The sequence below is a fragment of the Streptomyces sp. NPDC051569 genome, from assembly GCF_044454085.1.
Classification (GTDB): Bacteria; Actinomycetota; Actinomycetes; order Streptomycetales; family Streptomycetaceae; genus Streptomyces.
The window spans coordinates 54,600-80,229 of the sequence record NZ_JBITDJ010000009.1; the positions used below are offsets into that span (position 1 = coordinate 54,600).

Annotated in this window: 28 protein-coding genes and 1 pseudogene; 13 read left to right on the forward strand and 16 right to left on the reverse strand. The window is 71.2% G+C overall.

The features are described 5' to 3' along the window. Positions 1-84: 84 nt before the first annotated feature. Positions 85-735, forward strand: coding sequence for a TetR/AcrR family transcriptional regulator (locus tag ACIBAE_RS15965; protein ID WP_399285426.1), 651 nt, complete (start codon positions 85-87; stop codon positions 733-735). Between the two features lie 202 nt (positions 736-937). Then, entirely contained in the window at positions 938-1,291 is a 354-nt protein-coding gene (locus ACIBAE_RS15970; RefSeq protein WP_399285427.1) for a UBP-type zinc finger domain-containing protein, read from the forward strand. Between the two features lie 107 nt (positions 1,292-1,398). On the opposite strand, the gene ACIBAE_RS15975 is transcribed toward ACIBAE_RS15970, so the two are convergent. Next, on the reverse strand, positions 1,399-2,259 hold the full coding sequence (locus tag ACIBAE_RS15975; RefSeq protein WP_399285428.1) for an NAD-dependent epimerase/dehydratase family protein: 861 nt from the start codon (positions 2,257-2,259) through the stop codon (positions 1,399-1,401). A 174-nt stretch (positions 2,260-2,433) separates the two neighbouring features. Here ACIBAE_RS15975 and ACIBAE_RS15980 point away from each other — a divergent pair, with 174 nt between their 5' ends. Further along, a complete protein-coding gene (locus ACIBAE_RS15980; protein ID WP_399285429.1) occupies positions 2,434-2,853 on the forward strand; it encodes a hypothetical protein in 420 nt (139 codons plus the stop codon). Between the two features lie 692 nt (positions 2,854-3,545). Here ACIBAE_RS15980 and ACIBAE_RS15985 read toward each other — a convergent pair. After that, positions 3,546-3,950: a transposase gene (locus ACIBAE_RS15985; RefSeq protein WP_399285430.1), complete on the reverse strand. Its 405-nt coding sequence runs from the start codon at positions 3,948-3,950 to the stop codon at positions 3,546-3,548. A 107-nt stretch (positions 3,951-4,057) separates the two neighbouring features. Between ACIBAE_RS15985 and ACIBAE_RS15990 the strand changes: the two genes are divergently transcribed. Next, the gene (locus ACIBAE_RS15990; RefSeq protein ID WP_399285431.1) at positions 4,058-4,564 is read left to right on the forward strand and encodes a DinB family protein; all 507 of its coding nucleotides are present in this window, start codon (positions 4,058-4,060) and stop codon (positions 4,562-4,564) included. A 312-nt stretch (positions 4,565-4,876) separates the two neighbouring features. On the opposite strand, the gene ACIBAE_RS15995 is transcribed toward ACIBAE_RS15990, so the two are convergent. From ACIBAE_RS15995 to ACIBAE_RS16040, 10 genes and pseudogenes are all read right to left on the reverse strand, one after another. Next, on the reverse strand, positions 4,877-5,182 hold the full coding sequence (locus ACIBAE_RS15995; RefSeq protein WP_399285432.1) for a hypothetical protein: 306 nt from the start codon (positions 5,180-5,182) through the stop codon (positions 4,877-4,879). A 42-nt stretch (positions 5,183-5,224) separates the two neighbouring features. After that, a complete protein-coding gene (locus ACIBAE_RS16000) occupies positions 5,225-5,881 on the reverse strand; it encodes an EndoU domain-containing protein (RefSeq protein WP_399285540.1) in 657 nt (218 codons plus the stop codon). A gap of 111 nt (positions 5,882-5,992) precedes the next feature. Continuing rightward, positions 5,993-6,370: a putative T7SS-secreted protein gene (locus tag ACIBAE_RS16005; protein WP_399285433.1), complete on the reverse strand. Its 378-nt coding sequence runs from the start codon at positions 6,368-6,370 to the stop codon at positions 5,993-5,995. Next, entirely contained in the window at positions 6,363-6,680 is a 318-nt protein-coding gene (locus ACIBAE_RS16010) for a hypothetical protein (RefSeq protein ID WP_399285434.1), read from the reverse strand. The genes ACIBAE_RS16005 and ACIBAE_RS16010 overlap by 8 nt, the downstream gene beginning before the upstream one ends. Positions 6,681-6,752: 72 nt before the next feature. Continuing rightward, positions 6,753-7,425: pseudogene (locus tag ACIBAE_RS16015) on the reverse strand (transposase); the annotation flags it as partial. 193 nt (positions 7,426-7,618) lie between these two features. Continuing rightward, entirely contained in the window at positions 7,619-8,386 is a 768-nt protein-coding gene (locus tag ACIBAE_RS16020) for a VOC family protein (protein WP_399285435.1), read from the reverse strand. Positions 8,387-8,545: 159 nt separating this feature from the next. Continuing rightward, a complete protein-coding gene (locus ACIBAE_RS16025) occupies positions 8,546-9,367 on the reverse strand; it encodes a sulfite exporter TauE/SafE family protein (protein WP_399285436.1) in 822 nt (273 codons plus the stop codon). Between the two features lie 117 nt (positions 9,368-9,484). Continuing rightward, the gene (locus ACIBAE_RS16030; protein ID WP_399285541.1) at positions 9,485-10,723 is read right to left on the reverse strand and encodes an MFS transporter; all 1,239 of its coding nucleotides are present in this window, start codon (positions 10,721-10,723) and stop codon (positions 9,485-9,487) included. Between the two features lie 74 nt (positions 10,724-10,797). Next, positions 10,798-11,958 carry a PLP-dependent cysteine synthase family protein gene (locus tag ACIBAE_RS16035; protein WP_399285542.1) on the reverse strand — a complete coding sequence of 387 codons (1,161 nt, stop codon included), beginning with the start codon at positions 11,956-11,958 and terminating at the stop codon, positions 10,798-10,800. Positions 11,959-12,126: 168 nt separating this feature from the next. Then, positions 12,127-12,573, reverse strand: a complete 447-nt coding sequence (locus ACIBAE_RS16040; RefSeq protein WP_399285437.1) for a hypothetical protein — start codon at positions 12,571-12,573, stop codon at positions 12,127-12,129. A gap of 231 nt (positions 12,574-12,804) precedes the next feature. Here ACIBAE_RS16040 and ACIBAE_RS16045 point away from each other — a divergent pair, with 231 nt between their 5' ends. The 3 genes from ACIBAE_RS16045 (at position 12,805) to ACIBAE_RS16055 (ending at position 14,984) form a co-directional block, all read left to right on the forward strand. Then, positions 12,805-13,608: an SAM-dependent methyltransferase gene (locus tag ACIBAE_RS16045; protein ID WP_399285438.1), complete on the forward strand. Its 804-nt coding sequence runs from the start codon at positions 12,805-12,807 to the stop codon at positions 13,606-13,608. A gap of 135 nt (positions 13,609-13,743) precedes the next feature. Then, positions 13,744-14,334 (forward strand): DUF6461 domain-containing protein, encoded by a 591-nt coding sequence (locus ACIBAE_RS16050; protein ID WP_399285439.1) that lies wholly within the window; start codon positions 13,744-13,746, stop codon positions 14,332-14,334. Between the two features lie 59 nt (positions 14,335-14,393). Beyond that, on the forward strand, positions 14,394-14,984 hold the full coding sequence (locus ACIBAE_RS16055) for an NUDIX hydrolase (protein ID WP_399285440.1): 591 nt from the start codon (positions 14,394-14,396) through the stop codon (positions 14,982-14,984). Positions 14,985-15,047: 63 nt separating this feature from the next. Here the strand turns inward: ACIBAE_RS16055 and ACIBAE_RS16060 are convergent, their stop codons facing one another. Then, positions 15,048-15,740 (reverse strand): YoaK family protein, encoded by a 693-nt coding sequence (locus tag ACIBAE_RS16060; protein ID WP_399285441.1) that lies wholly within the window; start codon positions 15,738-15,740, stop codon positions 15,048-15,050. Between the two features lie 191 nt (positions 15,741-15,931). Between ACIBAE_RS16060 and ACIBAE_RS16065 the strand changes: the two genes are divergently transcribed. From ACIBAE_RS16065 to ACIBAE_RS16075, 3 genes are all read left to right on the forward strand, one after another. Next, a complete protein-coding gene (locus ACIBAE_RS16065; RefSeq protein WP_399285442.1) occupies positions 15,932-17,245 on the forward strand; it encodes an FAD-binding protein in 1,314 nt (437 codons plus the stop codon). A gap of 87 nt (positions 17,246-17,332) precedes the next feature. Next, positions 17,333-18,427, forward strand: a complete 1,095-nt coding sequence (locus ACIBAE_RS16070; protein ID WP_399285443.1) for a serine hydrolase — start codon at positions 17,333-17,335, stop codon at positions 18,425-18,427. A 152-nt stretch (positions 18,428-18,579) separates the two neighbouring features. Then, a complete protein-coding gene (locus ACIBAE_RS16075; protein WP_399285444.1) occupies positions 18,580-19,074 on the forward strand; it encodes a DUF5954 family protein in 495 nt (164 codons plus the stop codon). Between the two features lie 65 nt (positions 19,075-19,139). Here ACIBAE_RS16075 and ACIBAE_RS16080 read toward each other — a convergent pair whose 3' ends face one another. Next, positions 19,140-19,931, reverse strand: a complete 792-nt coding sequence (locus tag ACIBAE_RS16080) for a class I SAM-dependent methyltransferase (RefSeq protein WP_399285445.1) — start codon at positions 19,929-19,931, stop codon at positions 19,140-19,142. 196 nt (positions 19,932-20,127) lie between these two features. On the opposite strand from ACIBAE_RS16080, the gene ACIBAE_RS16085 reads away from it, so the two are divergent. From ACIBAE_RS16085 to ACIBAE_RS16095, 3 genes are read left to right on the forward strand one after another with little or no spacing between them, the layout of a single operon-like run. Continuing rightward, entirely contained in the window at positions 20,128-21,021 is an 894-nt protein-coding gene (locus ACIBAE_RS16085; RefSeq protein WP_399285446.1) for an ABC transporter substrate-binding protein, read from the forward strand. After that, a complete protein-coding gene (locus tag ACIBAE_RS16090; protein ID WP_399285447.1) occupies positions 21,018-21,914 on the forward strand; it encodes an amino acid ABC transporter permease in 897 nt (298 codons plus the stop codon). Before ACIBAE_RS16085 ends, ACIBAE_RS16090 begins: the two co-directional genes overlap by 4 nt. Beyond that, positions 21,911-22,672 carry an amino acid ABC transporter ATP-binding protein gene (locus ACIBAE_RS16095; protein WP_399285448.1) on the forward strand — a complete coding sequence of 254 codons (762 nt, stop codon included), beginning with the start codon at positions 21,911-21,913 and terminating at the stop codon, positions 22,670-22,672. Before ACIBAE_RS16090 ends, ACIBAE_RS16095 begins: the two co-directional genes overlap by 4 nt. Before the next feature lie 67 nt (positions 22,673-22,739). On the opposite strand, the gene ACIBAE_RS16100 is transcribed toward ACIBAE_RS16095, so the two are convergent. Together ACIBAE_RS16100 and sthA are read right to left on the reverse strand one after the other, a co-directional pair. Then, positions 22,740-24,008: an ATP-binding protein gene (locus tag ACIBAE_RS16100; protein ID WP_399285449.1), complete on the reverse strand. Its 1,269-nt coding sequence runs from the start codon at positions 24,006-24,008 to the stop codon at positions 22,740-22,742. Positions 24,009-24,165: 157 nt separating this feature from the next. After that, entirely contained in the window at positions 24,166-25,569 is a 1,404-nt protein-coding gene (gene sthA, locus ACIBAE_RS16105) for a Si-specific NAD(P)(+) transhydrogenase (protein ID WP_399285450.1), read from the reverse strand. Between the last annotated feature and the right edge of the window lie 61 nt (positions 25,570-25,630).

Below are 25,630 nucleotides of genomic sequence, written 5' to 3' on the forward strand. Positions count from 1 at the left end.
CACGTTCACATCATGAGGGTACGCAGAGGGGTACACCACTTGTCAAAAGGACCTGCCCGGACCACCGCAGATACCATGCAGGACATGACCGAGGAGCCGGACCGCCCAGCGCCCTACCGGGAGCCCCGGCAGGCGCGCAGCGCCGCGACGCTGGCCCGCGTACTCCAGGCGGCCGAGGACATCGCCTCCTCGTCCGGCCTGGAGGAGATGACGATCACCGGCGTCGCCGCGCACGCCGGCGTCTCGGTCGGCACGATCTACCGCCGCTTCGAAGACAAAGAACAGCTGATCACCGCCCTGACCGAGCGGATGCTGGAGCGGCGCGAGGAGTACGTGGCCGAGCGACTGCGCAGCGCCGAGCCGTCGCTCTCCGGCGTCGTGGACGCCTACGCGCAAGCCCTGTTGCAGTCCTTCGCCGACAGCAACCGCCTCTTCCCCGAGCTGCTGCGTGTCCGGAGAACCACATCCCTGGACCGCGGCGCCCGCACCATCACCGAAATCCACCGCCTCCTGCTCGAAGCGGCAGCCCCCTACACCGACCAGATCCGGCGCTCCCGACCCGAGGCGGCGCTGGACACCGCGGCCCGCGCCATCCTCGGCGCCTGCTTCCACAACTCCGTGCGCCCCGACCCTGTTACGGGAGAGGCGGCCAGGCGCCGGTACGCCGACGAGCTCAGCGACATGGCCATCACCTACCTCCTCACACCCGAGCGCCACCGCACCGCACAGACCTGAACGGCCCCCGCGCCGTCGGCTGCGGAAATCTTCCGTGCGGCGACTGTGACCCCGTCGGACCTCCGGAAACGGCGCCGGCCGGGCACCGGATGTCCGGGCTGCCGCCGTGTCGGATGACGGTCAGGACGCGCTCGGGGCGCGTCCTGACGGCTCCCTGCTGGCGGGTGCGCGAGACCGGCCGTACGGTGGAAAGGCGACTGACGTGAGTGACCTGTGTGGTCGGACGGGCGGCAGCGACATGGCGAACGACGAAGAGCGGACGAGCGGGATGATCTGCGGTCATCTCGCGGAGGTCCAGCCGGTGAGCGCGGACAGTGCGGACACCTGTCCGGAGTGCGTCGCCCTCGGCGACAGCTGGGTGCATCTGCGCGAGTGCCAGGGATGCGGGCACATCGGCTGCTGCGACTCGTCCAAGAATCAGCACGCGACCGCGCACCACGACGCGTCCGGACATCCGCTGATCCGCTCCTACGAGCCCGGCGAGGGCTGGTGGTGGTGTTACGAGGACCACGTGGTCTTCGAGGTCGAGGGCGTGCCGCCGGTACGGGCGGCCTGACCGGACGACGGGTGCCCGGGTCGCAGGTACGGACGGGTGGCGGACCGGCGTGGTGTGCGGGCGCGGCGGGTGTGCGGAAGGCGGCGGGCGGCGGGTGTGCGGAAGGCTCAGAGCAGGCTCCCGGTGAATCCGTCCCGCCAGGACCTGTGGCGGGGGCTCCAGCCCAGCTCCTCGCGCGCATAGCGGTTGTCCGCGCCGCGCGCCCAGTCATGACGCTCCGGGCCGGGGGAGCGCGGCGGCGCGGGCGCGCCCACGGCGGCGCAGAACACCGGGATCCACGCATGGCCCGTGGCCGGCTCGTCGTCGCAGATGTTCACCGGCCCCGAGGGCCAATCCAGTGCCGCGAGCGCCGCCGCGGCGGCGTCCTCGACCCGCAGGAAGCTGCAGATGTCCCCGTCCGTGGCCAGTTCGCCCGCCAGGGCCCGCTCGGCCATGAGGCCGCCGGGCGCGTACCACGTGCCGGGGCCGTAGAGCACGCCGTACCGCAGCACCACCCACTCCGGAGCCTCCCGTACGGTCGCCTCCAGCGCGGCCACCCCCCGTACGGTCGTCGCCCGGGGCAGGTCCGCCTCCAGATCCAGCGGGGTCGGCTCCGTGGCGGGAATGTCCCCGCCCTGGTACGCCCAGGCCACGCTCTGCGCCACGATCCGGCGCACCCCGGCCTCCACCGCCGCGTCCGTCAGATTGCGGGTGCCGGTCCTGCGCATGTGCGCGTTGGCCTCGGCGCTCGCGCCGCCGAGGTCGGTGAGCTGGTGGATGACGACCTCGGGTGCCGCGTTCCTGAGCGCCCGGGTGAGTGACTCGGCGTCGTACGCGTCGGCCACCGCCGGCTCCGCGCCCAGGGAACGCAGCCCTTCGGCGTCCGTGGTCCGCCGGGTCAGGGCCGTGACCTGATGCCCCTCGGCGAGCAGCAGAGGCAGCAGCCGGCTGCCGATGACTCCGGTCGCTCCCGCCAGGAAGACGCGCATCGCGTCACCTCGCCGGGGTCGCCGGGGTCGCCGGGGCCACGACGGGGGAGGAGGGCGGGATGGGCGAGAAGAGCGAGGGGGGAATGGTGGCTTTTGCCCGGTCCGTCATAGGGGTCACGTTAGCTCAGCAGGCTCCCCGGGAGTCGTACGGCGATCCGGGGGCAGTGCCTCATCATGACGAACTTGACGCCGTCCACCACAGAACCGGTCCTCGACCTCCAGCTCCAGATGCTGATACGGCTGCTGGAGGAGGACCCCGGGTCCTCGCTGCCGATCACCCTGAACGTGCCCGGGGGAGTGGTGTACGGGGATCTGATCACCCGCGAGGAGTGGAAGGCCGACTGGGCCGCCTCCCTGCACCAGGTCAGGAGCGTGGGCGCGGATCTGCTCGCCAGGCTCCCGGAGACCGTGGACGAGACGGTCGGCGAACTGCTCGGCGAGGAGGGGCAGCGTCATCTTCCGCGCTGGATCCATCTGCGCAAGGCGACGCTGCCCGCGGGAGGCGTCACCTCCGGGGTGGAGCTGCCGGTATGGCGCGGCAGACTCGCCGACGTCGCGGGCTGGGCACTGGGCCGCCCGTCCGACGGCGCATGAACGGGCCCGCCGGCTACGGCTGGCGGGCCGTTGGTTCCGGGAAAACCGCTCGTCGGAGGGAAAGGGCAGGCCACAGGGCAGCCAAACAGCAGATAGAGGGCGACCAGGCTTCCGGTGAAAGGGCCTGGTCAGACTTCACAAGCTTCGCTGTACTACGTGATGACCCGCACACCATGCGTGCTACGGAGGTCGGCCACTTGGAGCGCCCGATGGAGACTCGCACCGCGCCGTAGGGCGAGAGCGAGCAACTCTCGGCGTGGCTCGCCGTAGCGGGCCCCGCCCGGTTCTCGCCGCCGACCTGTGGCGTCAGCACCCGAACCTGCCGCGCCGGCGCCGTTGTGGAATCACCTTCGACGGTGGTCCTGAACCGACGGCGGTGTGGTAGAGCAGACCTACCGGCCCCTCCACCAATACGGGCAGCCCCTTGGCCCCGCCCTGCTCTTCCCTGCGTACCGGCGCCGTACTCGTCCCTCGCGGCCCGGCGGCCCGGTGGAGTGGCCTGATCGAAGCCTCTCCGTGGCCCGAGCGGACGCCCCGGCCGGCCTGCCTCGGTGTAGGGCACGGCCATCCAGGTGCCGGCCTAGCACCCAGCAGCGCCTCGATCGTCCGGTGGCTGGAGGCCCCGGACACGAATCTGCTCATCGGGACGGGACCTCTGGCTCACTAGGTGTATTGACCCGCCAGACAAGGAGCTAAGAGAATGTCTCACGTGGTGAGCTTCGCGAGTCTCTTGTAGCAGGTGAGGGCTGCGGCGAGGCCCGCACCGACGCGGCATCGACGATCGCGGACGACCAGTCCAGCTCACCCCTGGCGCCGAGTTCGTCCAGCACCGTCCGGTGCAGCCTGCGCCACAACCCGGCCTCGGTCCACACGGTGAACCGGCGGTGCGCGGTGGCCGGCGAGACGCCGAACGACTCCGGCAGATACCGCCAGGCGCACCCGCTCGTCAGCACGTACACCACGGCCGTGAACACCGCCCGCTCGTCCACCGGAGCCGTACCACCGCCCTGCGGACGGGACGTGAACCTTGGCAACAACGGAGCTGCCAGCTCCCACAGTTCATCCGGAACCAGCCGACGCGACAGATCAACCCTCACGGGACAACATCATGCCTCGCCATCAACTCACCACGTGAGACATCCTCTAAGGGCTGTCCCGTTAAATACCTCGACATCGGTCGTGGTGATCGGGGAGGCTTCGCGTGATGACCAGAATCGACGACACACCTCCCGCGTGGGACGAGCGCACTCAGCTCACCACGTTTCTCGACTACGCACGTGACACCGCCCGCGCCAAGTGCCAGGGCGTCTCCGCAGAGAACGCACGCAAGGCGCTCCTGCCCGACTCACCGCTGATGACCATGAGCGGAGTGATCAACCACCTCCGCTGGGTCGAGTACCACTGGTTCCAGGTGGTCTTCCTCGGCGAGGAGGACCGGGGCCCCTGGACCGAGGAGGACCCCGACCGCGAGATGCGTATCGCCGTCGACTTCCCACTCACGCAGTTGCTCGACGAATACGCCGAACAGAGCGCCCGCTACCGCGAACTGGTCGCCGGAAACGGCCTGGACGACCAGGCCCAGCGCCCCGTCCGCAACGGCCTCCACGTCGACCTGCGCTGGATCCTCCTCCACCTCACCGAGGAGACAGCCCGCCACAACGGCCACCTGGACATCCTGCGCGAGATGCTCGACGGCACGACCGGCGACTAGATACGGCGGAGATCATGAGCCGGAGTCGGATCGAGGCGATGGTGACGGTGCCGTGGAAGATGGGGCCGCGCTTGTCGAAGCGTCAGGTCGTAGAACGGCGGAGACACCCCCGGGGACCTGGGAAGATCGCACGTGAGAGATGCCTTGCTTTACTTGCCGGATGGAGCCCTGAGAAGTCCCACCTTCGCAGGTCACAAGGCATCTCTTCGTTTCGGACCTCCTGCCCCGCAGATATCAACCGGTGGATCCAGGCTCAGAGATCGCCAGGCTTGGACGTCCAGCCCTTTTCGTCCGAGCCTGGCCCCCCGAGTCTTATCCTGCCGAGGCCGGTCCGTCACGGACGGCCAACTCGGCGAGATACTGATCGCGTTTGCTCAGCAAAGGATAGTTGGGCATCGGCAGGTCGAAGGAGTAGAGCAGCGCGCGCAGTAGGTCATGCTCGGCAGGCGTGACCGCGATGCCGTACTTGCGCAGCGTACCGATCAGGCCGTAGGCCAGTTCCTCCAGCTCGCCGACCGCGATGAACACGCCGAACTGTTCGGCCCGGCCTTCCGGCAGCCGTTCGGCCAAGCTGTCCACCAGGGATTTCGCTGTGTTTATCGCTGAGTTGGTTACCACGTTGGCCCTCCTTCGTTCCCGGCCGCCGGCCGCGTGGGCTGGTCAGGCATCGGCGGGTTCGCCTCCCCCTCCGGCAGGTTCCCCTCCGGCGGGTTCGCCTCCGCCACCGGCAGGTTCCTGTGCGTCCCTATCCTTGCGAACCAGCGCTTCCTCGCGTTCTCGCTCGGCATCTTGCCGCTCCCGTTCGGCATCCCGCGCGGCATGCTCGTCACCGTCGCGACGGGCCTCGTCCGCCTCCTCCGCCGCCTCCCGCGCGCGGCCCTCGGCTTCCTGCTCGGCTTGTTTCGCCTGCTCCGCGTCGTGCTCGGCCTCTTTCCGCCGCTCCTCGTCCCTCGGATCGAGCGGCTGCGGTTCGCCGTTCTCGTCGTTATGGCGTACACCCTCGCCTGCTACCGGATAGGCGGTCCTGATCCGGCCGTCCTCCTCAACGATGACCTCCATGGTGACCCCGTCCCTGGTGCCGGTAACCTTCCACGACGTGCCGCCGTCGGCGTCGTCCTGTTCGACCGGGGGCTGATCGGGGTTCTTGGCCACATCCTCGACGTTGTGCATGAGTTTGTCGTCGTCGGTCCATGGCTCTTTGTTGGGGAAGGTGTTCTTGTTCGGTGTCCTGCTGTCCGGCGCGTGACCGTCGAGTGTGTGGTTCCGGCCTTTCCACTCCTCGTGGACATCGGACGGGTTGGGATGCGAGCCTTCCAGGTCGTCCCACTTGTTACCAGTCCCTACGGGACTGGTAACCGCTGGGAAGCCGGCGGGCGCGCTGGCCGACTCGAAACCGAGCCCGGTGTCGTCACCGGCTTGTCTGACCTGCTACCGCGTCCGGTCCAGCAGTTCGGTCGCCGCCTGCTGTCCCGCCGCGGAACCGTCCGCCTGCTGCCAAAGTCGCGCCGCCTCGGCCGCATTGCGCTGCCCCCATTCCAGGGTGCCCGCGTAGCGGGAGAGCGCCGCACCAGACGTGCGCAGTGTCTCGCCGGCTTTGCTCCATCGCGGCGAGTCCTCGGTCTGCGCAGCGCTGAACGCCCGCGCAGCCGGTCCCTGCCACGGCCCGACGTCCAGACCGGACAAGTCTTTCCCGGTCGAGTCAAGGATCTCAGCGAGTTCGTGCCAATGTTGGGCAGCGGTCTGTAACTGCTCGGGACTACCGGGAACCAGTTCTCTCGGATCGGATGTCTGCCCCAGTTCAGCCATTCTGGTCCGTCAGAATCGCGAGAATAGCGCCGATTGCACTGGCATTGGCCTGATCCACTGCCTCGTACTCCGCCGCGCAGCTGATAAGTTTGTCTCCCTTACCATGGCCTTCCTCGACGAAGCCATCCACACTGGCCTGCCACTGCGTGGTGAAGGTGTCGATTGTCCGCGCGAGGCCATCGTGCCCCACATCGGCCGAGGCCATCGTGATGGAGTGTGAATCAAACGCACGCAGCTCATCGGTCACCTGATGCGCCCGCGCTCCTGCTGCCCGCAACACCTCAGGTTCAGCGACGAATCCGTTCCACATGTCGGCTCCTGCCCAGGGCCTCTCATGCCACTGCGCGACCTCTTCAAGGTCGTGAGCATTCTCAACTGTACTTTAGGTGAATGCGTTAAGCGGGTCTGTCCAGTAAAGGCGTAACTGGGCTTGGCGTGGCTGGAGTTGGCCTGTGGTGAGGCGACCGTCGAAGGCGATGTCGAAGGCGTTCATCGCGCTCTTCCAGCGCATGGTCCAGCGTTCGCGGCCGGCGCCGGTGGGGTCGAAGCTCACTTGAGGGCGGCCTGCTTCGAGGGAAGTGCCCGCGGGAACGGACGGACTTGCGGATGCGGGCGTTGCCATTCTCGATGCTGTTGGTCGTGACATAATCCGGCGTATTTCCGCACAAACTGGAGGAAAGGCGTGAATTTCGTCCAACTGGGCTCCCGCAGACGGACGATCGCCGGATACTTCTTCCCCCAGACCGCGGCGAACTCCGGGAAGCTTGTCGTGGCCGCGTTCTCGCTCGGCGCGGTGCAGACCGGCTTCAACGCCTTCGCGATCTTGTCCCAGTCCTGCCAGGCCGCGTATCGGAACGACGCCCACAACAGGTGAACCACACATGTTTGCATAACGGTACGAGGTCAGACCTCACCCGCCGCGTCGGGCAGCCTCTTCAGCCCATCACAGACCAGCATGAGGACGTCTTCGACGCCCCTGTTCTTCGGCTCCGACAGCACCGCAGCCAATGTTTCGCGCCTTCGCCGCCGTCGCCGGCCCACAGGCCGAGCCAATCGGGTTTGCGTCACAGCGGACGCGGTGCAGCGAACACTGCACCGCATCCGCTGGAGCCGGATCGAGCGGGATGCAGCCGGACGGAAACAGGTTGATATGCCCGCTTCGCCAAGAAAACCGCAGGTGAGACGCGTCACCGGGATAGGTTCGGGCTGTTCAGTCCGGGGGTCTGCGGTCCGAGGCCCGGGGTCCGTTCAGTCCGACGTGACGGTGAACAGCGCGCCGTCCGGATCGCGCAGCGTGGCCTCCCGCGCGGCCGGCGAGACGTCCGGGCCCGAGACCAGCGCGCCCCCGCCGCTCAGCGCCGCCGCGACGGAGCCGGGCACCTCCGGCACCCGGAAGTAGACGTGCCAGCGCGGCCGCAGCCGGGGATCCGGCATGGCCTGCACGGCGCCGCCTCGGATCTTGGCCACCACATGCTCGTCCTGCCGGAGTACCGCGTGATCGGCTTCGTGTACGAGGGTGAACCCGCTCTCGGCCTCGGGCGCCCAGCCGAGGACCTGGCTGTAGAAGCGGGCGGCGTCGGTGGTGTCCCGCGTCCGCAGCTCCAGCCAGGCCGGCGCGCTCCCGCGTCCCACGGTCCAGTCCGAGCGTACGGCGCCCTCCCAGATGCCGAACGCCGCGCCGTCCGGGTCGGTGGCGAGCGCCGCTCGGCCGGAGTGGAACGCCAGCGGCCCCACCGCCACGGTGGCGCCACGCTCCCTGATCCGCGCCGCGGCCTCGTCCACATCGGCGACCGCGAAGTACGGTGTCCACGCGGCGGCGACGCCCGACGACGCCGCCGGCGCCCCGATCCCCGCGACGGGCATCCCCTCGGAGAGCGCCACCCGGAAGTCGTCCCCCAGTCCGGCGGGCCGGTAGGTCCAGCCCAGTACGCCACCGTAGAAGGATTGCGAGGCGGAAAGCTCGGGTGAGAGCAGGGTCACCCAGCACGGACCTCCGGCCACTGTCTGTGAGTCCATCCTGTCCTGCTGCCACACGCCACTCGCACCGCTCACACTGCTCACTCCACCCTCATCAGAACCCTTGTTACGACTGCCTTTTGCCCCTACTCTGCCAGGCCACGCCCCGAACTGGTGCGAGCCGTATCACCCATGGGCCCCGGTGGCCCGGCCGGCGGCTCAGCGCAGCAGCAGTTGAAGCCCGCCGAGGACGGTCGCCGCGATCACCAGCCGTTCGAAGAGACGTTGGTCGATCCGGTTCACGCACGCCCTGCCGAGGAGGGCGCCGGGGACGACGAACAGCACCAGGGCGGCGTCCAGCAGCAGGGACCGTTTGTCGATCAGACCGAGCCCCACGCTGAGCGGCACCTTGGACGTGTTGACGATGAGGAAGAACCACGCCGAGGTGCCCAGGAAGCCCAGCTTCCGAAAGCCCGCGGAGAGCAGGTAGAGCGACATGACCGGACCACCCGCGTTGGCGACCATGGTGGTGAAGCCGCTGACCACACCGTACGAACGTGCCATGAGCCGCCCGCCGAACGAAGCTGTGCCGTCAGGGCCGTTCGGCGCGCGGCTCCGGCCTGTCGCGCTCTCCGTCGTCCCGCTCTCCGTCGTCCCGCTCTCCTTCGCGCCCTCCCCGGCGTCGCGCCGCCGCCACATCGTGACCCCGGCCATCAGCAGCAGAATCGCGCCGATCGACGTACGGACGGCGGCGTCATCGGCCACGAGCAGAAAGACGGCGCCCGCCACGACGCCCGCGGCGACGGCGGGGAAGAGCCGCCACAGGGTCGGCCAGTGGGCGTGCCGCCGGTACGCCAGTACGGCGAGCACGTCCCCGATGATCAGCAGAGGCAGCAGCACACCCGTCGACCCGCGCGCCGGCAATACGGCCGCGAACACGGCCAGACTGACCGTATTGGCGCCGCTGACCGCGGTCTTCGAGAAGCCGACCAGCGCCGCCGCCGCCGCGAGCGCGGCAAAACCCCACCATGTTATTTCCATCCCGGCGGATGATCCTAGCGCCGCGACCGGCGCCAGGGCGTGCGGCCGGTCCGGCGCCGGTCGGACGGCCGGGCGGGCGCACGTCGCACCGCCGGGCGGGCGCCGGCTGGCCGTCGTTCAGGCGGGCACCGGCCTTGCTACGGGGGCCTCCAGGCGTCCGGAACGGGCCAGCGCGAACACCCCGACCGCGCAGGCCAGACCCGTACCGCTCAGCACGACCCAGGGCAGCCACCGTGCGTCATGACGTCCCGCGACATCCCACAGCGCCCCGATCGCCAGATTGCCGAGCGTGATGCCCAGCCCCGACACGGTGTTGTAGAGGCCGTAGTGGGTCGCGACCAGCCGGTCGCCCGACAGCGCGACGACCGTGTCCATCTCGAAGGGGTAGACCACCGCGCTGCCGACGGCCAGCCCGACCACCGCCGCCACCAGCGCGGCGAGGACGCCCAGCCGGGCCGGGCGCCCGTCCCCGGCCGGGACGAGAGCGGGCGGCAGGAACGCGAGCCCCATGAGGGCGAGTCCCCGTACCAGCGCGCCGTGCGCACTCCACCGGCGCGCGGCCCAGCCCGTCAGCCGCAGTTGCCCGGCCACCGCCACGGCCGCCGAGATCACGAACAGCGCCCCGGTGGCCTTCGTACCGGCGGACCCCAGCGCGTCGTCGGCGGCCAGCGGCAGCGCCAGATAGACCTGGAAGGTCAGGACGTACGAGCCGATCATCGCGAGCGAGAACAGCAGGAACGGCCGATTGGCCAGCACCGTACGCCACGGAGTCGTCAGCCCCGCCGCTCCGCCGGCCGCCGGTCCCTTGCCCGCCGCTTCCTTGTCCGCCCTCCCGCCGCCCCGCGCGGGCAGCGCACGCCACTGCAGCACGGTCAGCGCCGCGAAGATCAGCGCCGCGACCGTGCACACCACCCGGAAGTCGGCGGCCAGCAGGACGAGACCGGCCGGCGGCCCCAGCAGTATCCCGGCCTGGTAGTAGACGTTGAAGGCCGCGAACGCCGCCACCCGGCGCTCGCCCGCCTCGGCCGCCAGATAGGCGCGCACGGCGGGGTTGAACAGGGCGCCCGCGAAGCCGGTCGCCGCCGAGGCCGCGATGAGCGCGGGCAGTTGGTCCACCCAGCCCAGCAGCGCGAAGCCGCCGGTCCGCAGGAGACAACCGGCCATGATGGGCGCCTTGTAGCCGAAGCGGTCGGCGAGGGTGCCGCCGACGAGGAACATGCCCTGCTGGGAGAGGTTGCGTACACCGAGCACCAGGCCGACCGCCCAGGCGGCCAGGCCGAGGGTGCCCGCGAGATGGGCCGCGAGGTAGGGCATCAGCATGTAGAAGGCCAGATTGATGGCGAACTGATTCACCATCAGTAGTCGTGCGGCGGGCGAGAAGGAGCGGGTGGCGGCCCAGGGGCCTGCCGCCGGGACCTTCGACGGCGCCGTCACCGGGCGGATCCCGCCAGGTCGCACGCGTCGGGCCCGGGACCGGTGCCCCCCGCTTGTGAGCCGCCCGGGACCGTGTCGGCGCCGGTGGCGAGCGGGTCCGCCACCGTGGTGCAGCGCGTCCACCGGGTGACGGTCCGCTCGCCGGGATGCGCGATCTCCTGCGGCCGGTCGGCCGGTTCGTGGCCCAGCAGGTCGTGCTCGCGGCAGTACGCGTCGTCGAACACGGTCCCGACGTAGCGCTCGGGCCCGTCGGGGAAGACCGCCACGATCCGCTCCCGCGCGGGCCGGACCGCCGCCAGCCAGCGGGCGACCAGGGCGACCGCCCCCACGCTCCAGCCGCCGGTGGCATAGCGCGCACGTGCCAGCGAACGCGCCGCCCAGACCGCCTCGGGGGCGGCGACCCAGTGCACCTCGTCGAACAGGTCGTACGCCACATTGCGCGGGTGGATGCTGCTCCCCAGGCCGCGCATCAGCCGGGGCGCGGCGGGCTGGCCGAAGATGGTCGAGCCGGTGGAATCGACCCCCACCACCCGCAGGTCGGGGAAGAGACCGCGCAGCACCGACGCGATCCCGGCGGAGTGCCCGCCCGTACCGACGCCAACCACCAGCGCGTCGACGCGCCCCAGTTGGGACACCAGCTCCAGGGCCAGCGGACGGTAGGCGGCCACATTGTCCGGGTTGTGGTACTGGTCGGGGCACCAGGCGTCCGGATGCGCGGCGAGCAGCTCCGCCACCCGGCGGCGGCGGGCCTGCTGCCAGCCGCCCACCGGATCCGGGGCCCCTACCCGCTCGATGTCCGCGCCGTACGCGGTGAGCAGACCCGTCATCAGCGGTTCCATGCCCGGATCGGTGACGACCGTGACGGGATGGCCGAAGGTCACCCCGGCCAGTGCCAGACCCAGCCCCAGCGTGCCGGAGGTGGACTCCACGATCCGCGCTCCCGGTGCCAGTTCACCGCGCTCGCGGGCGCGCGCCACCATGAACAGGGCCGCGCGGTCCTTGATCCCGCCGGGGTTGGCGCCCTCCAGCTTCGCCCAGAATCCACGGCCGGGCACCGTGAACGGTTCACCGACCCACAGGGCCGGGGTGTCGCCGACCAGGCCCGCCGGGCTGTGCGCGGGCCGCGTGGACGCGGACCGCGCACAGCCGGGGGGCATACCAAGATGTTTCGTCACGGGGGTCTCCTGCGGCGGGTCTCCCGCGACCGGGCGCGCGGCGGCGCCCCGGGTCGCGATGGTGGGTCGTACGGACGGGCGGTGACCTGAGGGCTGCTGACGGACCCGCCGGCACAAGGCCGACGAACCGTCAGAAGCCCTTGGGAGGTGTCAGATCCGCCACACGCTCAGGGCCGCACGTGACCGGTGGTCCGCGCCCCACCCGTCTCCCGCGCCGTCCCGGTCCGCGCGGGAGACGCCGCCGGGGCCGTTCCGTACGGCCACGCCGGTCGTCCCCGGCGCCGACGCGCCCACCGTCCGGGGGGTGGCGGACCTGTCCGTACGCTGCGGCAGGATGCTCGGTTCGTCGGTGTCGGTGCAGGCCGCCGCCCCGTGCGCGGGCCGCCCGGCGCAGGCCGCTGTCGACCCGGCCCTGTGGGATTCCGCCGGGTGGTGAGGCGCGGGCGTCCCGGCCATCGGAGCGTTCGCCAACGGGCCTGCGGTGACGGGCCCGTGGGCGCAACCCAGCAGATGGACCAGCGCGGCCAGCACGGCGAACAGCGCCAGGCGGGACCACGCCCCGCGCCCGCTCCTCGTACCACCGGCCACACCGCTCATGTCGCTCAGCGTAGGCGATCGGACACCCCGAGTGCGCACCGCGCTCCGTCCGGGCCGGGCGGTGAGGCGTTCGGAGTCCCGGCCGGACCTGGCCCGCACGGCGCACCGGTCCCGATCTCCCCCGCCGGGGGCGGCTGTTGACGGCCCGGAGATCGACAAGCGGAAAGAGGTGCGTACGCTGGGGGCTTCTACGACGACCGAGCCGCGAAGGCGTGCCGAGAGGTGGATGTGATGGCTGAGGACCGGCCGCTGGAGATCGACTCGGGCGTGGCCCATCCGGCCCGCGTGTACAACGCGTGGCTGGGCGGCAAGGACCATTACCCCGCGGACCAGGAGGCCGCCGAGCTGGCGGCCCAGGCCAACCCGGGAATCGTGCACGCGGTGCGCGCCAACCGCGCGTTCCTCGGCAGGGCGGTCCGCCACCTCGCGGGCGAGGTCGGCATCCGGCAGTTCCTGGACGTCGGCACCGGCATCCCCGCCGCGGACAACACCCACGAGGTCGCCCAGTCCGTGGCCCCGGACGCCCGGGTCGTCTACGTCGACAACGACCGCATCGTGCTGGCCCACGCCCGCGCCCTGCTCGTCGGCACGCCGGAGGGCCGGACCGACTATGTGGAGGCCGACGCCCGCCACGTGGAGACCATCCTCGCCGAGGCGAAGCGCACGCTGGACTTCAGCCGCCCGGTGGCCCTGATGTTCGTGGCGGTCCTCCAGTACATCCCCGACGCCGAGGACCCGCACGGGATCGCGGCCCGGCTGCTGGAGGCGCTGCCGTCCGGCAGTCATCTGGTGGTCTCCCACCCGGCGGCCGACATCACCGCCGACGAGGTCGCCCAGTCGATGCGCGTCTACAACGAGCGGGCCGCCGCGCACGCGTCCGCGACGCCCCGCACCCAGGACGAGGTGGCACGGTTCTTCGAGGGGACGGAGCTGCTGGAGCCCGGTGTCGTATCCCTGCCGAACTGGCGTCCGGGGCCGCATGACGTGCCGTCCGACACCATCCCGATGTGGGGCGGAGTGGGCCGCAAGCCGTAGGGGCGCGAAGGCCCGGCCCCGGATCCCGGTCACGGGAGCCGGGGCCGGCCGCCTCTTCGCCTCCGTGGGGCCGTCGTTGTCAGTGCCTCGGGGCAAGATGCGGGGCACTGACGCGTCACATCGGCAGGGGGCAGCGTGGCTGAGGGTATCGAGTGGCTCCTGGAGCCGTACGTGGTCGACTGCGTGACGTTCGCGCGCGGTATCGAGCCGGCCGATCTGGTCGCACGGCTGGGTGGCAGACCGGGCCAGAAGCCGAGAGGGGCTTCCGCGGATGACGCCGTGGACGCGCTCGCAGCACCGGACGTCGACAGTGTCGCCCGGGTCGGCCGGGTCCACGACTGGTCCTTCGCCGTCGAATACGGCGACGCGGTCGGTTCGACGGCCGCCGGCCTGGAGGCCGTCTCGCGCGACGGCGTGGAGGCGATCAACTTCCTGCTGACCCCGTGGCATCCGCCGTCGACGTTCACCTACTACAGGGACGCCGCCCTCACCTGCTCGTTCGGCATAGGGCAGGAGACCTGGCGCCGGGGCCGCAATCCCGACCTGCTCGTTCCGGCGCTGGAGGAGGCGGGAGTCCTGCCGGTGGGACGGCAGTTGACCGACGCCGCACGCCGGCGTGGACGGCAGCTCAGCGTCCTGGCGATCGGCGCCCACTTCGGGCTGCGGCTGCCACGGCACGACATCGTGGAGGGGCGGCTTCCGCTCTACCGTGTGCGGGAGCGCTGAGCCGGGGCCCAGCCAGAAATCGAAGGACACCGGCCGCCCGAATCCGTACCGTCCCGGGGATGAGTAGGGAAAACGAAACGGCGGTGGTCCGTCCCGGCCGCCGGCCGGTCCTCGACGCGCTCGCCCGCCACCGTACGGAGGACCCGGCCGAGGCCGCCGACATCGTCCGCGTGCGCGCGCTCGCACAGAGCGCCGACGACCCGTGGCTGCGCTCGATCCCCCTGCATGTGACGGCCTCCGCCCTGGTCGTGCACCCCGCCGGCGGTCGTGTGCTGATGCGGTGGCACCAGCGACAGCGGTCGTGGCTGCACGTGGGCGGGCACGGCGACCCGGGGGAGACCGATCCTCTCGACGTGGCGCTCCGGGAGGGCCGTGAGGAGACCGGCCTCGGCGACCTGGCCCCGTGGCCGGACGACTCCCTCCTGCAGGTGGCCATCGTGCCCGTACCCGCCGGGGGCGGCGAACCCGCCCACGAACACGCCGACCTGCGATTCGTCCTCGCCACCGCCGAACCCGACGCGGCACGCCAGGAGAGCCCCGACGCCCCGCTGCGCTGGATGACGCCCCGGGAGGCGTTGGAGGCCACGACCCGGGCGAACGTCCGCGAGGCGCTGCGGCGCGTGGAGAAGCTGCTGGCGGCCCGGGCCTGATGCGGACCGCCCTGATATGTACCGGGCCCCATACGGACCGCTGCTGACCGGCCGGGGCGGGTCTCATCCGGGCCGGGTCTCGTCCGGGCCTGGTGCCAGGGCGAAGAGACAGGCGGCGCCCGCGACCGCGGTGGCCGCGAGGCCGACGACGCCCGCCAGTGTGACCTGCAGAAGCAGCGCCCCGGTGGCGGCCCCGGCGAACATGACCAGCAGCGACCCCACCCGGCGATGCGGCTTGGCGCCCGTGCCGGCCCCGAGCACGCTCTGCGCGCTGAGCGCGGTGAGCGTCTGGGTGAGGACGGTCGTCGTGAGATCCCGGGGAGCCAGCAGGCGTACCGTCGCGTTCTGGAGGCCGCAGCAGGCGGCGAGCAGGGCGACGATCGCCAGCACGATCCTGCCCTCGGGCCGCAGTACCCCGGTGGAGAGCAGTACGGCCGTCAGGGTCAGCCCGCCCGCCTGACCGGCGAATGCCCCGCCGACCCAGAGCCGCGGCCGGTCGCTGAGGATCCTGTTGAGCTTGCCGCCCAGAATCGCGCCCAGCACGAAGGCCGCCATGGCCACGATCGGGGCCACCACCGGCAGGCCGGACGCGCGCGAGAGGGAGAAGCCGAGAAAGACGACGTTGCCGGTCATGTTGGCGACGAACACGTGCCCAAGCCGCAGATAGCTCACGGCGTCCACCAGGCCGGTCGCGAAGGTCATGATCAAGAGTGCTCCCACGGCCCACCGCCGCGCGACGGGAAGTTCCTCGGGCATGGTGGCCCACCTTCTTTCCTCGGACTTTCCCCAGGTCGGTGCCCGGGGGCGTTTCCTGGCGTCCCAGCTTCGCGCGCGGCCCCGGGCGGAGGGCGCCGCGACATGACCCTGCACCGGCGTGCGACAGTGCAGTGCAGAGGAAGGGGGGTGCGGCCCGGCCGCCACGCCCGAACGCAGCGAAGGAGAAACCCGTGTCCCGCACGCCTGAGAACCCCGATGTCCCGCGCGTGAAAGCCGTCTCCCCGATCGCCACGAACTGGGCCGGCAACATCACCTTCAGCGCGGCACGCGTGCACACTCCCTCGTCGGTGGACCAGCTGCGGGAGATCGTCGCCGGGAGCACCTCGGTGCGCGCGCTCGGCAGCGGCCACTCCTTCAACGCGATCGCGGACACCCGGGGCAACCTGGTCTCGGTGGCCGGACTGCCGCGCACCGTGGAGGTCGACGAAGAGGCCGCCACGGTCACGGTCGGTGGCGGCCTGCGGTTCGCCGAGTTCACCGAGGCCGTCCACCGGGCGGGCCTGGCGCTGCACAACCTCGGTTCGCTCCCGCACATCTCCGTGGCCGGGGCCTGCGCCACCGGAACGCACGGCTCGGGTGTCGGCAACGGCTCGCTGGCCACGGCGGTCCGCGCGCTGGAGCTGGTCACCGCCGACGGCGAGCTGCTGTCGCTCGACCGGAGCGACGAGGACTTCGCGGGGGCCGTGGTGGCTCTGGGGGCGGCCGGGATCGTCACCCGGATGACACTCGGCCTGGTGCCGGCCTACGACATCCGGCAGTGGGTGTACGAGGGGCTCTCGTACGGTCAGCTGCGCGAGCGGTTCGACGACGTGCTCTCCTCCGCGTACAGCGTGAGCCTCTTCACGCGCTGGCGGACCGACCTGATCGAGCAGGTGTGGCTGAAGCAGCGGGTCGGCGACGGCGACCCGGGGCCCGCGCCGGACACCTGGCTCGGCGCCGTCCTCGCGGACGGCCGGCGCCACCCGGTGCCCGGCATGGACGCGGAGACCTGCACCGTGCAGTCCGGTGTCCCGGGGCCGTGGCACGCGCGGCTGCCGCACTTCCGGCCCGAGTTCACGCCGAGCAGCGGCGAGGAGCTGCAGAGCGAGTATTTCGTGGCCCGGGAGGACGCCCGGGCGGCCTTCGACGCGCTGGCCGCCATCAGGGAGCGGATCGCACCGGTCCTGCAGATCAGTGAGATCCGGACCATCGCGGCGGACGGCCTGTGGCTGAGTCCCGCGTACGGGCGCGACTCGGTGGCCTTCCACTTCACCTGGTTCCCGGATGCCGCCGCCGTGGCACCGGTGGTCGGCGCGATCGAGGAGGCGCTGGCTCCGTTCGCGGTCAGACCGCACTGGGGGAAGGTGTTCACGATGAGCCCGGAGCGGGTCAGGGGGCTGTACGAGCGCTATGCGGACTTCGAGGCGCTGACGGCGAAGCTCGACCCTCGCGGAGTGTTCCGAAATGACCTGATAAGGGAGTATTTTCCTGGCGCACGCGGATAGTACGGGACGTTTTGCTCGGGGGATATGTCATGAGTTCGTTACGCGCGAGGCCATCATTTCTCAGATTGTCTTCTTAGCCTCGTACTCATGTCCCGGCACTTGTTCGCTCCGCGCCTCGCCACGTCGGCCCGGCGCCACCCGTCGCGCTGCACCGTCGCCGCCGTCGCGCTCCTCGTATCCGGCTGGGCGGCGGCGGGCGGCTTCGAGACGCCCGCCCGGAGCGACTCACCGGCCGCACCGAGATCGGCCGCGCCGTCGGCCGGGCTGTCGGCCGGGCTGTCGGCCGGGCTGCCGGCCGGCAGTCTCGCGCCGTCCGGGACCACTCCCCTGACCTCGATCATTTCGCTGCCGTCAGCCACGGCCCTCTCCCTCCCGCCGTCACTTCCGGAGCCGTCGGCGTCGCCGGCGGCGTCGGTGGCCGCGCTGCGCGTCCCTCAGCCCAGGAAGGTGCCCGAGGCCACGCGCGACGCCGTCCTGTCCGAGCGGCTCGGACCGGTCATGGGGGCCACTACGGCATCGCTGTCGGTGGCGGTGATCGACCCGGCGGAGAACCTCCAGGCGCGCTACGGCGTGCGCGCCGGCGCCACGTACGACACGGCGAGCATCGTCAAGGTCGACATCCTGGCGGCGCTGCTGCTGAAGGCGCAGGACGGGAAGCGCGGGCTCACCGCCCGGGAGAAGGCCTCCGCGACCGCCATGATCCGGGTCAGTGACAACGCGTCGGCGGACGAGCTGTGGAGCGCCATCGGCGGGGCGCCGGGGCTGGACGCGGCGAACCGCCGACTCGGTCTGACGGGGACCACCGGAGGAAGCGGCGGCCACTGGGGGCTCACCCAGACCACCGCCGCGGACCAGCTGGTCCTGCTGTCCGCCGTGTTCGGCGAGGACTCGGCACTGGCCCCGGCCTCGCGTGCCTACGTACGGAGCCTGATGGGCGCGATATCCACCGGCCAGGACTGGGGCGTGTCGGCGGCGGGCACGGTGACGGGCCTGAAGAACGGGTGGCTCCAGCGGACCGCGACCGGCCGTTGGGACGTCAACAGCATCGGGCGCGTCACGGTGGACGGGCACAGCCGCCTGCTGGCGGTCCTGTCACGCGGGAACGTCAGCATGGAGTCCGGGATCGCGCTGGTGGAGACAGCGGCCAGGGCGGCGGTGTCGGCCCTGGAGGCGCGGGCATGAGCGGCCCGCGCCGGCGTGCGTCCGCAGGGGCCAACTCGCCTGCGGGACAAGTCGTTTGTCCTCGGTGCCGAGCCGGAAGAAGTGGCGGATTTACGACGGATGATCCTGGTAGCGGTATGTCGGAGACAGCCGTTATGGGGCACGCTGGTCGGGTGAGCGCGAACTCAGATGAGGCAGCAGACGAGGTATTCGACGATGCGGCCGCCCGGCGGCTGCTGGAGCTCGGAGAACGGGAGGAGGCGCTGCGCCGCAAGTTCCCGGTGGAGGGTCCGGTCTGGGAGCGCATGTCCGTCTCGCACTACACGGCATACGCGGCGATGCTCCACGAGGACCGGGGCTGGCGGCAGCTCTTTCCGGCCGTTCCGGTCGAGGACGAGGCGCGGACCGACCTCCGGGACGTCCTGCGGGTACGGGCCACGGACGCGGGTGAGCTGGGCCCCCGCTTCGTACGTGCCGCCGCGTCGATCGAGGACGGCGAGAACCAGGTGATCATCGGTGACGATGTGTACCGCCTGGTACGGGTCGAGCAGACGATCATCATGACCGGCACGGGACCGCAGACACCGCAGGCCCGGGACCAGGAGTTCCCGGACGTGCTCGACGAGCGTCCGGGGCCGCGGGGGCCGGGACTGGCGCTGGACGACTGACCGCCCGGGCGGCGACCCGCGCGGCCCACCCGGCTCGCTCACCACCACCTTCCTGGCCCGCCCGCTCAGGCCCTGCGGGCCACCACCAGGGCGCAGCGCGGGCCGCCTTCGGGCCGTTCGCCGAGGTCCGTCAGGGGGAGCAGCCCGGTGGTGAATCCCGCGCGGGCCAGTTCGTCCAGTACGTCCGGAAGACGGAAGGTCCGGTAGTACATGACGAAGCTGGGACGCCGGAGGAGATTGCGCAGGCGCATCGCCGTGTCGAAGCCCCAGAGCGCCCAGTAGAGGCTCGAACCGACCCGGGGCGGCGCGGGAACGGGGAAGGCGAACAGGCCGCCGGGGCGGAGCGCCGCGTGCGCCCGCGCGAACAGCGCGGGCCGCTCGGCGGGCAGGAAATGACCGAACGCCCCGAAACTCGCGGCCAGGTCGAAGACCGGGGCGAAGGGCAGCGCGCGAGCGTCGGCCCGTACCCAGTTCACCGCCGGGCCGCCGGAAGGGTCCGGAGCGCCCGGAGCGCCCGGGGCGTCCGGGGCAGCGGGAGCATCAGGGGCATCGGGGGCATCCGGCAGGGCCGACGCGGCCATGGCGAGCATGCCCGCGCTGAAGTCGACCCCGACGACCCGTTCCTCGCACAGTCTCCGCAGCGCCCCGGTCCCGGCCCCGGTCCCGCAGCAGATGTCGAGTCCCGTACGGAACGGCCCGAGCGGACGTACGGCGTGTACGACGGCGTCCAGCAGAGCGTCCGGCGTCCGGAACGGCGTCCGGTCGAACTTCGGGGCCAGCAGGTCGTAGCCGTGCTCGATGGACGAGAGCGCCTGCACGGCGAGTTCGCGGAGGGTGGGGCCCTGGGAGGAGAACATCGCCGGCCAGCCTAACGCGGCCCACCGGGAGCACGGGGCAACGGCGGCTGTCCCACCGCGCGCCGGTCGACCGGCCCTGAGCGCGATCAGCGCACCTCGCGTATCCAAACCTCCTACCACGCCCTTCGGGCGGATTTCACAAGATCGCAACGCCCCGATCTCGACACACGCCCCCCTGCGATGCGACTCTCCCGCCATGCACCTCAGCGTCCGAAGCCTTGTTCCCGCCCTGATCGCCATCGCCGCCGTCGCGGCCACCGGCTGCGCGCCCCAGGAGACGTCGTCGTCCTCCGGCCCCTCGTCCTCCGACCCGTCGTCAGGCGCCGCGCCCGCGCCGACCTGCGACCCGGGCGAGCAGGCCACCGAGACGACGGGGAAGCTGACGATCGGGACGGACAAACCGGCCTACGCGCCGTGGTTCCAGGACGACGATCCGGCGAGCGCCAAGGGCTTCGAGTCCGCCGTCGCCTACGCCGTCGCCAAGGCGCTCGGCTACGAGAAGGACCAGGTCGTCTGGCAGACCGTCCCGTTCAACAACGCGTTCGCGCCGGGCGAGAAGCACTTCGACTTCGACCTCAACCAGATCTCCATCAGCGACGAGCGCAAGCAGGCCGTCGATTTCTCCTCCGGCTACTACGACGTGCGCCAGGCCGTCGTCGCCCTGAAGAACTCCCCGTACGCCCGGGCCAGGACCGCCGCCGACCTCAAGGAGGCCAAGCTCGGCGCCCAGGTCGGCACCACCAGCCTCGACACGATCAACGAGATCGTCAAGCCGTCCCACCAGCCCGCCGTCTTCCAGAAGAACGACTTCGCCAAGTCGGCGCTGCGCAACGGCCAGGTCGACGCGATCATCGTCGATCTGCCCACCGCCTTCTACATCACGTCCGCCGAGGTGCCGGACGCGAAGGTCGTCGGCCAGTTCGCCGACTCCGCAGGTGCGCAGGAGCAGTTCGGGCTGGTCCTCGACAAGGGAAGCTCACTCACGCCCTGCGTCACCCAGGCCGTCGACACACTGCGCGCGGACGGCACGCTCGCCGCCCTGGAGAAGCGGTGGCTGTCCGAGGCCGTGGACGCTCCGGTGCTCAAGTGACCGAGGACGCCCTCCACCAGGAGGAGGGGACCGACGGGAAGCACGACACCTACACGCCGTCGTCGCGCAGGATCGAGCGGGAGCGCTACCGGCGCTCCCGCGCCCGCCGCGCCACCGCCGTCGCCGCGCTCTCCACGCTGGTGACCGGCGCCGTCCTCTTCCTCGTCATCACCGGCTCACCCGGCTGGCAGCGCACCCGCGAGACGTTCCTCAGCCCCGAGTACGCCCGCATGGCGCTGCCCCAGGTCCTCGACGGCCTGCTGCTCAACCTGCGGCTGCTGGTGATCTGCGGCGCGTGCGTCCTCGTCCTCGGCCTCCTGCTGGCCGTGGCCCGCACCCTGCGCGGTCCGGTGCTCTTCCCGCTGCGCGCCCTCGCCACCGCGTACACCGACTTCTTCCGCGGGCTGCCCCTGATCATCTGCCTCCTGATGGTGGTCTTCGGGGTGCCCGCGCTGCGGCTCCAGGGCGTCACCACGGACCCCGTGCTGCTCGGCGGCACGGCGCTCGTCCTGACCTACTCCGCGTACGTCGCCGAGGTCTTCCGGGCCGGCATCGAATCCGTACACCCCTCGCAGCGCGCGGCGGCCCGCTCCCTGGGGCTGTCCAGCGCCGCGACACTGCGGTACGTCGTCCTTCCGCAGGCGGTACGGCGCGTGGTGCCCCCGCTCCTCAACGACCTGGTGTCGCTCCAGAAGGACACCGGTCTCGTCTCCATCGCCGGTGCCATCGACGCCGTCTACGCGGCCCAGATCATCGCCGGAAAGTACTTCAACTACACGCCGTACGTCATCGCGGGCCTCGTCTTCGTCGCGCTGACGATCCCCATGACCCGCTTCACGGACTGGGTCACGGCCCGGATGGACCGCAGGCGCGCGCAAGGAGGAACCGTATGACCGCCGCCGAGCCGCCCGTGCTGCGCCTGGAGTCCGTACGCAAGACCTTCGGACGGGACCGGGTCGTCCTGCGGGACGTCAGCCTCGATGTCGCCCCGCACACCGTGACGGCGCTGATCGGAGCCTCGGGCTCAGGCAAGTCGACGCTGCTGCGCTGCGCCAACCTGCTGGAGGAGATCGACGACGGGGCGATCTTCCTCGACGGCGAGGAGATCACCGACCCCCGGGCGGACCCCGACGCCGTGCGCCGCCGGATCGGCGTCGTGTTCCAGTCGTACAACCTCTTCCCGCACATGACGGTCCTGGGGAACATCACGCTGGCGCCGCGCCGGGTCCTCGGCCTCCCGCGCGAGGAGGCGGAGGCGCGGGCCCGCGAACTGCTGGCCCGGCTCGGCCTCGCCGACAAGGCCGGGGAGTACCCGGACCGGCTCAGCGGCGGCCAGCAGCAGCGCGCCGCGATCGTACGGGCCCTCGCGGTACGCCCGCGCCTGCTGCTCCTCGACGAGATCACGGCGGCGCTCGACCCCGAACTGGTCGGCGAGGTCCTGTCGGTCGTACGGGATCTCAAGGACGAGGGGATGACGATGGTGCTGGCCACCCACGAGATGGGCTTCGCCCGCGAGGTCGCGGATCAGGTCTGCTTCCTGGACGGTGGCGTGGTGCTGGAACGGGGCACCCCCCAGCAGGTGTTCGGGGACCCGGCGGCGGACCGTACGCGACAGTTCCTGCGGCGGATCGTCGAGGCGGGCCGGCTGTGAGGGACGCGTACGATCGGGCGGCGCCGGCCCGGTCGGCGGATCGCCGTCATGGCGGCGAGGCCGCGTCTCAGGTACGCCCGTAGCGGATGGTGTGGTCGGCGAATTCCAGGGCCATGTCGTGGGTGACGGTGGGGCGGGTGTGGCGGATGGTGTGCAGGTAGTCGCCGGTGGTGGGCCGCGCCCGCTCCCCGCTGTCGAGGGTGCGTTCGAAGGTGGCCTGGGCGACAGCGCGCGCGGCCTGCTTGATGTCGGCCGGGGTGAATCCCTCGCTGGCGTCCGCGAGCACGGTGATGGCAGCTTCCGCCCCCGTCTTGGCGGTGTAGCTGGCCCACAGGGCGGTCCGGGCCTCGTGGTCGGGCGGGCCGACGGGCAGGACGTAGTCGAAGCGGCCGTGCCGCAGGAACGCCGGGTCGAGGGCGGCGACGGTATTGGTGGCACAGATCAGGAGTCTGCCGTCGCGGTCGCGGAACCGCACGATGGCTTTGAGGAGTTCGTTGACCACACCGACGGACGCGGGATCGGCGAGGTTGCGGGCGCCGGCGACTTCTTCGACCTCGTCGATGAAGACGAGCACGTGATCGAGTTGCGCGATCTCCTCGAAGCGCCGGCTGAGCCCGTTCGCCAGCCCGTCCTCCAGCGCGAGCCGGGACGGGAACAGCTCCACGAAGGGCCAGCCGAGCCGGCCGGCCACCGCCGTGGCGAACGTGCTCTTGCCGGTCCCGGGGGGCCCGAACAGCACGACGGCCTGAGGCGGTTCGACACCGTGCTCGGCCGCCAGCTCGGGGTTGGCGAGGGGCAGCACCAGACGGCGTTCGATGAGCTGCTTCTCGTCGGCCATACCGGTCAGCTGCCCCCAGAGACCAGCTGCGGGCACCGTCGCACCGAGCGAGGAGAGGACCGCGGAATCCTGGGCCGTCACGGACCGCGCCTTCTCGAAGTATGTCAGCCCCCGCTGCGGACGGAACCCGGAGTTGCCCAGCGCGGTGGCCCCCGTCTCCTCCTCGGGCAGGACCGCCGCCACGGTCCTGGCCCCGGCGCCCCGCAGCCGCTGCTCCAGGGCGGAGAGCAGCGCGGTGCCGAGGCCCAGATTCCGCCAGGCCGGATGCAGGCCGATCCTGAGCACCCAGGCGCGGTCGCCGTCCACCCGCCCCGCAGCGGCGCCCACGAGATGACCGTCGGCCGTCGCGACGACGCAGGGATGCTGTGCCTGGAGCGCGGCGACCACCTCGGAGAGGCGGAAGACGGCGGGCCGGTCGGTGGTGGGGCTCTCACCATCGAGTCGCACCACTGCTTCGAGATCGTCCGGGGCGAAGTCCCGCACGTGCCACACAGCCATGGCCCAACCTCTGCGTGTCGCTTCCCCGAGGCTTCCATCATCGGCCGGACGGCGCCCGACCGCCTGTTCAAGCACCGGGCGCCTCTTCCGGGCCCCCTCCAGCGACCCCGCCCGTTCAGGACCCGCCCGCGAACGCGTGTGTCCGCCCAGCGTCCGCTCAGCGCTCCATCCGGTCGATCTGACGGATCTTGTTCGTCACGTCGAGGGCGGCCACCTTGTACGACTCCGCCAGCGTCGGGTAGTTGAACACCGCGTCCACCAGGTAGTCGACGGTACCGCCGCAGCCCATCACGGCCTGACCGATATGGATCAGCTCCGTCGCGCCCGAGCCGAAGCAGTGCACCCCGAGCAGCCGCCGGTCCTCCGGGGACACCAGCAGTTTCAGCATGCCGTGCGCGTCACCGACGATCTGGCCGCGCGCGAGCTCCCGGTACCGGGAGACACCGACCTCGAACGGCACCCGGTCCTCCGTCAGCTGGTCCTCGGTCCGGCCGATGAAGCTGATCTCCGGGATGGTGTAGATGCCGATCGGCTGCAGGTGGTGCATCGCGTTCACCGGTTCGTCGCAGGCGTGGTAAGCCGCCGCGCGCCCCTGCTCCATCGACGTCGCGGCCAGCGCCGGGAAACCGATGACGTCACCGACGGCGTAGATGTGCGGCACCGCCGTACGGTAATGCTCGTCCACCGAGATCCGGCCGCGCCGGTCGGCGGCGAGGCCCGCCCTGCCGAGATCGAGTTCGTCGGTCAGCCCCTGACGCCCGGCGGAGTACATCACGGCGTCGGCGGCGATCTTCTTGCCGCTCTCCAGAATCGTGAGCGTGCCCTGCGCGTGCCGCTCGACCGCCGCGACCGTCTCCCCGAAGCGGAACGTCACGGCCAGGTCCCGCAGGCGGTACTTGAGCGCCTCGATCACCTCGACATCGCAGAAGTCCAGCATCCCGTCGCGCTGTTCGACCACGGTGATCCTGCTGCCGAGGGCGGCGAACATCGAGGCGTACTCCATGCCGATCACCCCGGCCCCCACGATCACCATGGAGCGGGGCACCTTCTCCATGTTCAGGACGCTGTCGGAGTCCATGACCGTACGGTCGTCGAACTCGACGCTCGCCGGGCGCGCGGGACGCGTGCCGGTGGCTATCACGATGTGGTCGGCGGTGAGCAGCCTGTCCTGGCCCGAGGCGTCCCGTACGGCGACGGTGCGGTCGTCCATGAACCGTCCCGTGCCCGCGAGCAGCGTGACCTGGTTCCTGGCGAGCTGGGCTCGTACGACGTCGACTTCGAGGCCGACCACATGCTGCGTACGGGCCGTCAGGTCCGCGACGGTGATCTCTTCCTTGAGCCGGTAGCTCTGGCCGTACAGATCCCGCTGGGCGAGCCCTGTGAGGTAGAGGACCGCCTCGCGCAGCGTCTTGGAGGGGACGGTTCCGGTGTGGATGGAGACACCCCCGACCATGTCGGGGCGGTCGACGACGGCGACCCGGCGGCCGAGCTTGGCCGCGGCGATGGCGGCCTTCTGGCCGCCCGGTCCTGATCCGATGACAAGCATGTCGAAGTCGGGCACGGAAGGAGTCTGACAGCCGTCCGTGCTTCCGGGAAGGGCGGGAGCGAGGAGCGGGACAGCC

Excerpts from the sequence above, each read along its gene's own strand:
- ACIBAE_RS15965 (WP_399285426.1), top strand. The coding sequence starts at position 85 with ATGACCGAGGAGCCGGACCGCCCAGCGCCCTACCGGGAGCCCCGGCAG.
- ACIBAE_RS15975 (WP_399285428.1), bottom strand. The coding sequence starts at position 2,259 with ATGCGCGTCTTCCTGGCGGGAGCGACCGGAGTCATCGGCAGCCGGCTG.
- ACIBAE_RS15980 (WP_399285429.1), top strand. The coding sequence starts at position 2,434 with ATGACGAACTTGACGCCGTCCACCACAGAACCGGTCCTCGACCTCCAG.
- ACIBAE_RS15990 (WP_399285431.1), top strand. The coding sequence starts at position 4,058 with ATGACCAGAATCGACGACACACCTCCCGCGTGGGACGAGCGCACTCAG.
- ACIBAE_RS16005 (WP_399285433.1), bottom strand. The coding sequence starts at position 6,370 with ATGGCTGAACTGGGGCAGACATCCGATCCGAGAGAACTGGTTCCCGGT.
- ACIBAE_RS16010 (WP_399285434.1), bottom strand. The coding sequence starts at position 6,680 with ATGTGGAACGGATTCGTCGCTGAACCTGAGGTGTTGCGGGCAGCAGGA.
- ACIBAE_RS16020 (WP_399285435.1), bottom strand. The coding sequence starts at position 8,386 with ATGGACTCACAGACAGTGGCCGGAGGTCCGTGCTGGGTGACCCTGCTC.
- ACIBAE_RS16025 (WP_399285436.1), bottom strand. The coding sequence starts at position 9,367 with ATGGAAATAACATGGTGGGGTTTTGCCGCGCTCGCGGCGGCGGCGGCG.
- ACIBAE_RS16030 (WP_399285541.1), bottom strand. The coding sequence starts at position 10,723 with ATGGTGAATCAGTTCGCCATCAATCTGGCCTTCTACATGCTGATGCCC.
- ACIBAE_RS16035 (WP_399285542.1), bottom strand. The coding sequence starts at position 11,958 with ATGCCCCCCGGCTGTGCGCGGTCCGCGTCCACGCGGCCCGCGCACAGC.
- ACIBAE_RS16040 (WP_399285437.1), bottom strand. The coding sequence starts at position 12,573 with ATGAGCGGTGTGGCCGGTGGTACGAGGAGCGGGCGCGGGGCGTGGTCC.
- ACIBAE_RS16045 (WP_399285438.1), top strand. The coding sequence starts at position 12,805 with ATGGCTGAGGACCGGCCGCTGGAGATCGACTCGGGCGTGGCCCATCCG.
- ACIBAE_RS16055 (WP_399285440.1), top strand. The coding sequence starts at position 14,394 with ATGAGTAGGGAAAACGAAACGGCGGTGGTCCGTCCCGGCCGCCGGCCG.
- ACIBAE_RS16060 (WP_399285441.1), bottom strand. The coding sequence starts at position 15,740 with ATGCCCGAGGAACTTCCCGTCGCGCGGCGGTGGGCCGTGGGAGCACTC.
- ACIBAE_RS16070 (WP_399285443.1), top strand. The coding sequence starts at position 17,333 with ATGTCCCGGCACTTGTTCGCTCCGCGCCTCGCCACGTCGGCCCGGCGC.
- ACIBAE_RS16080 (WP_399285445.1), bottom strand. The coding sequence starts at position 19,931 with ATGTTCTCCTCCCAGGGCCCCACCCTCCGCGAACTCGCCGTGCAGGCG.
- ACIBAE_RS16085 (WP_399285446.1), top strand. The coding sequence starts at position 20,128 with ATGCACCTCAGCGTCCGAAGCCTTGTTCCCGCCCTGATCGCCATCGCC.
- ACIBAE_RS16095 (WP_399285448.1), top strand. The coding sequence starts at position 21,911 with ATGACCGCCGCCGAGCCGCCCGTGCTGCGCCTGGAGTCCGTACGCAAG.
- ACIBAE_RS16100 (WP_399285449.1), bottom strand. The coding sequence starts at position 24,008 with ATGGCTGTGTGGCACGTGCGGGACTTCGCCCCGGACGATCTCGAAGCA.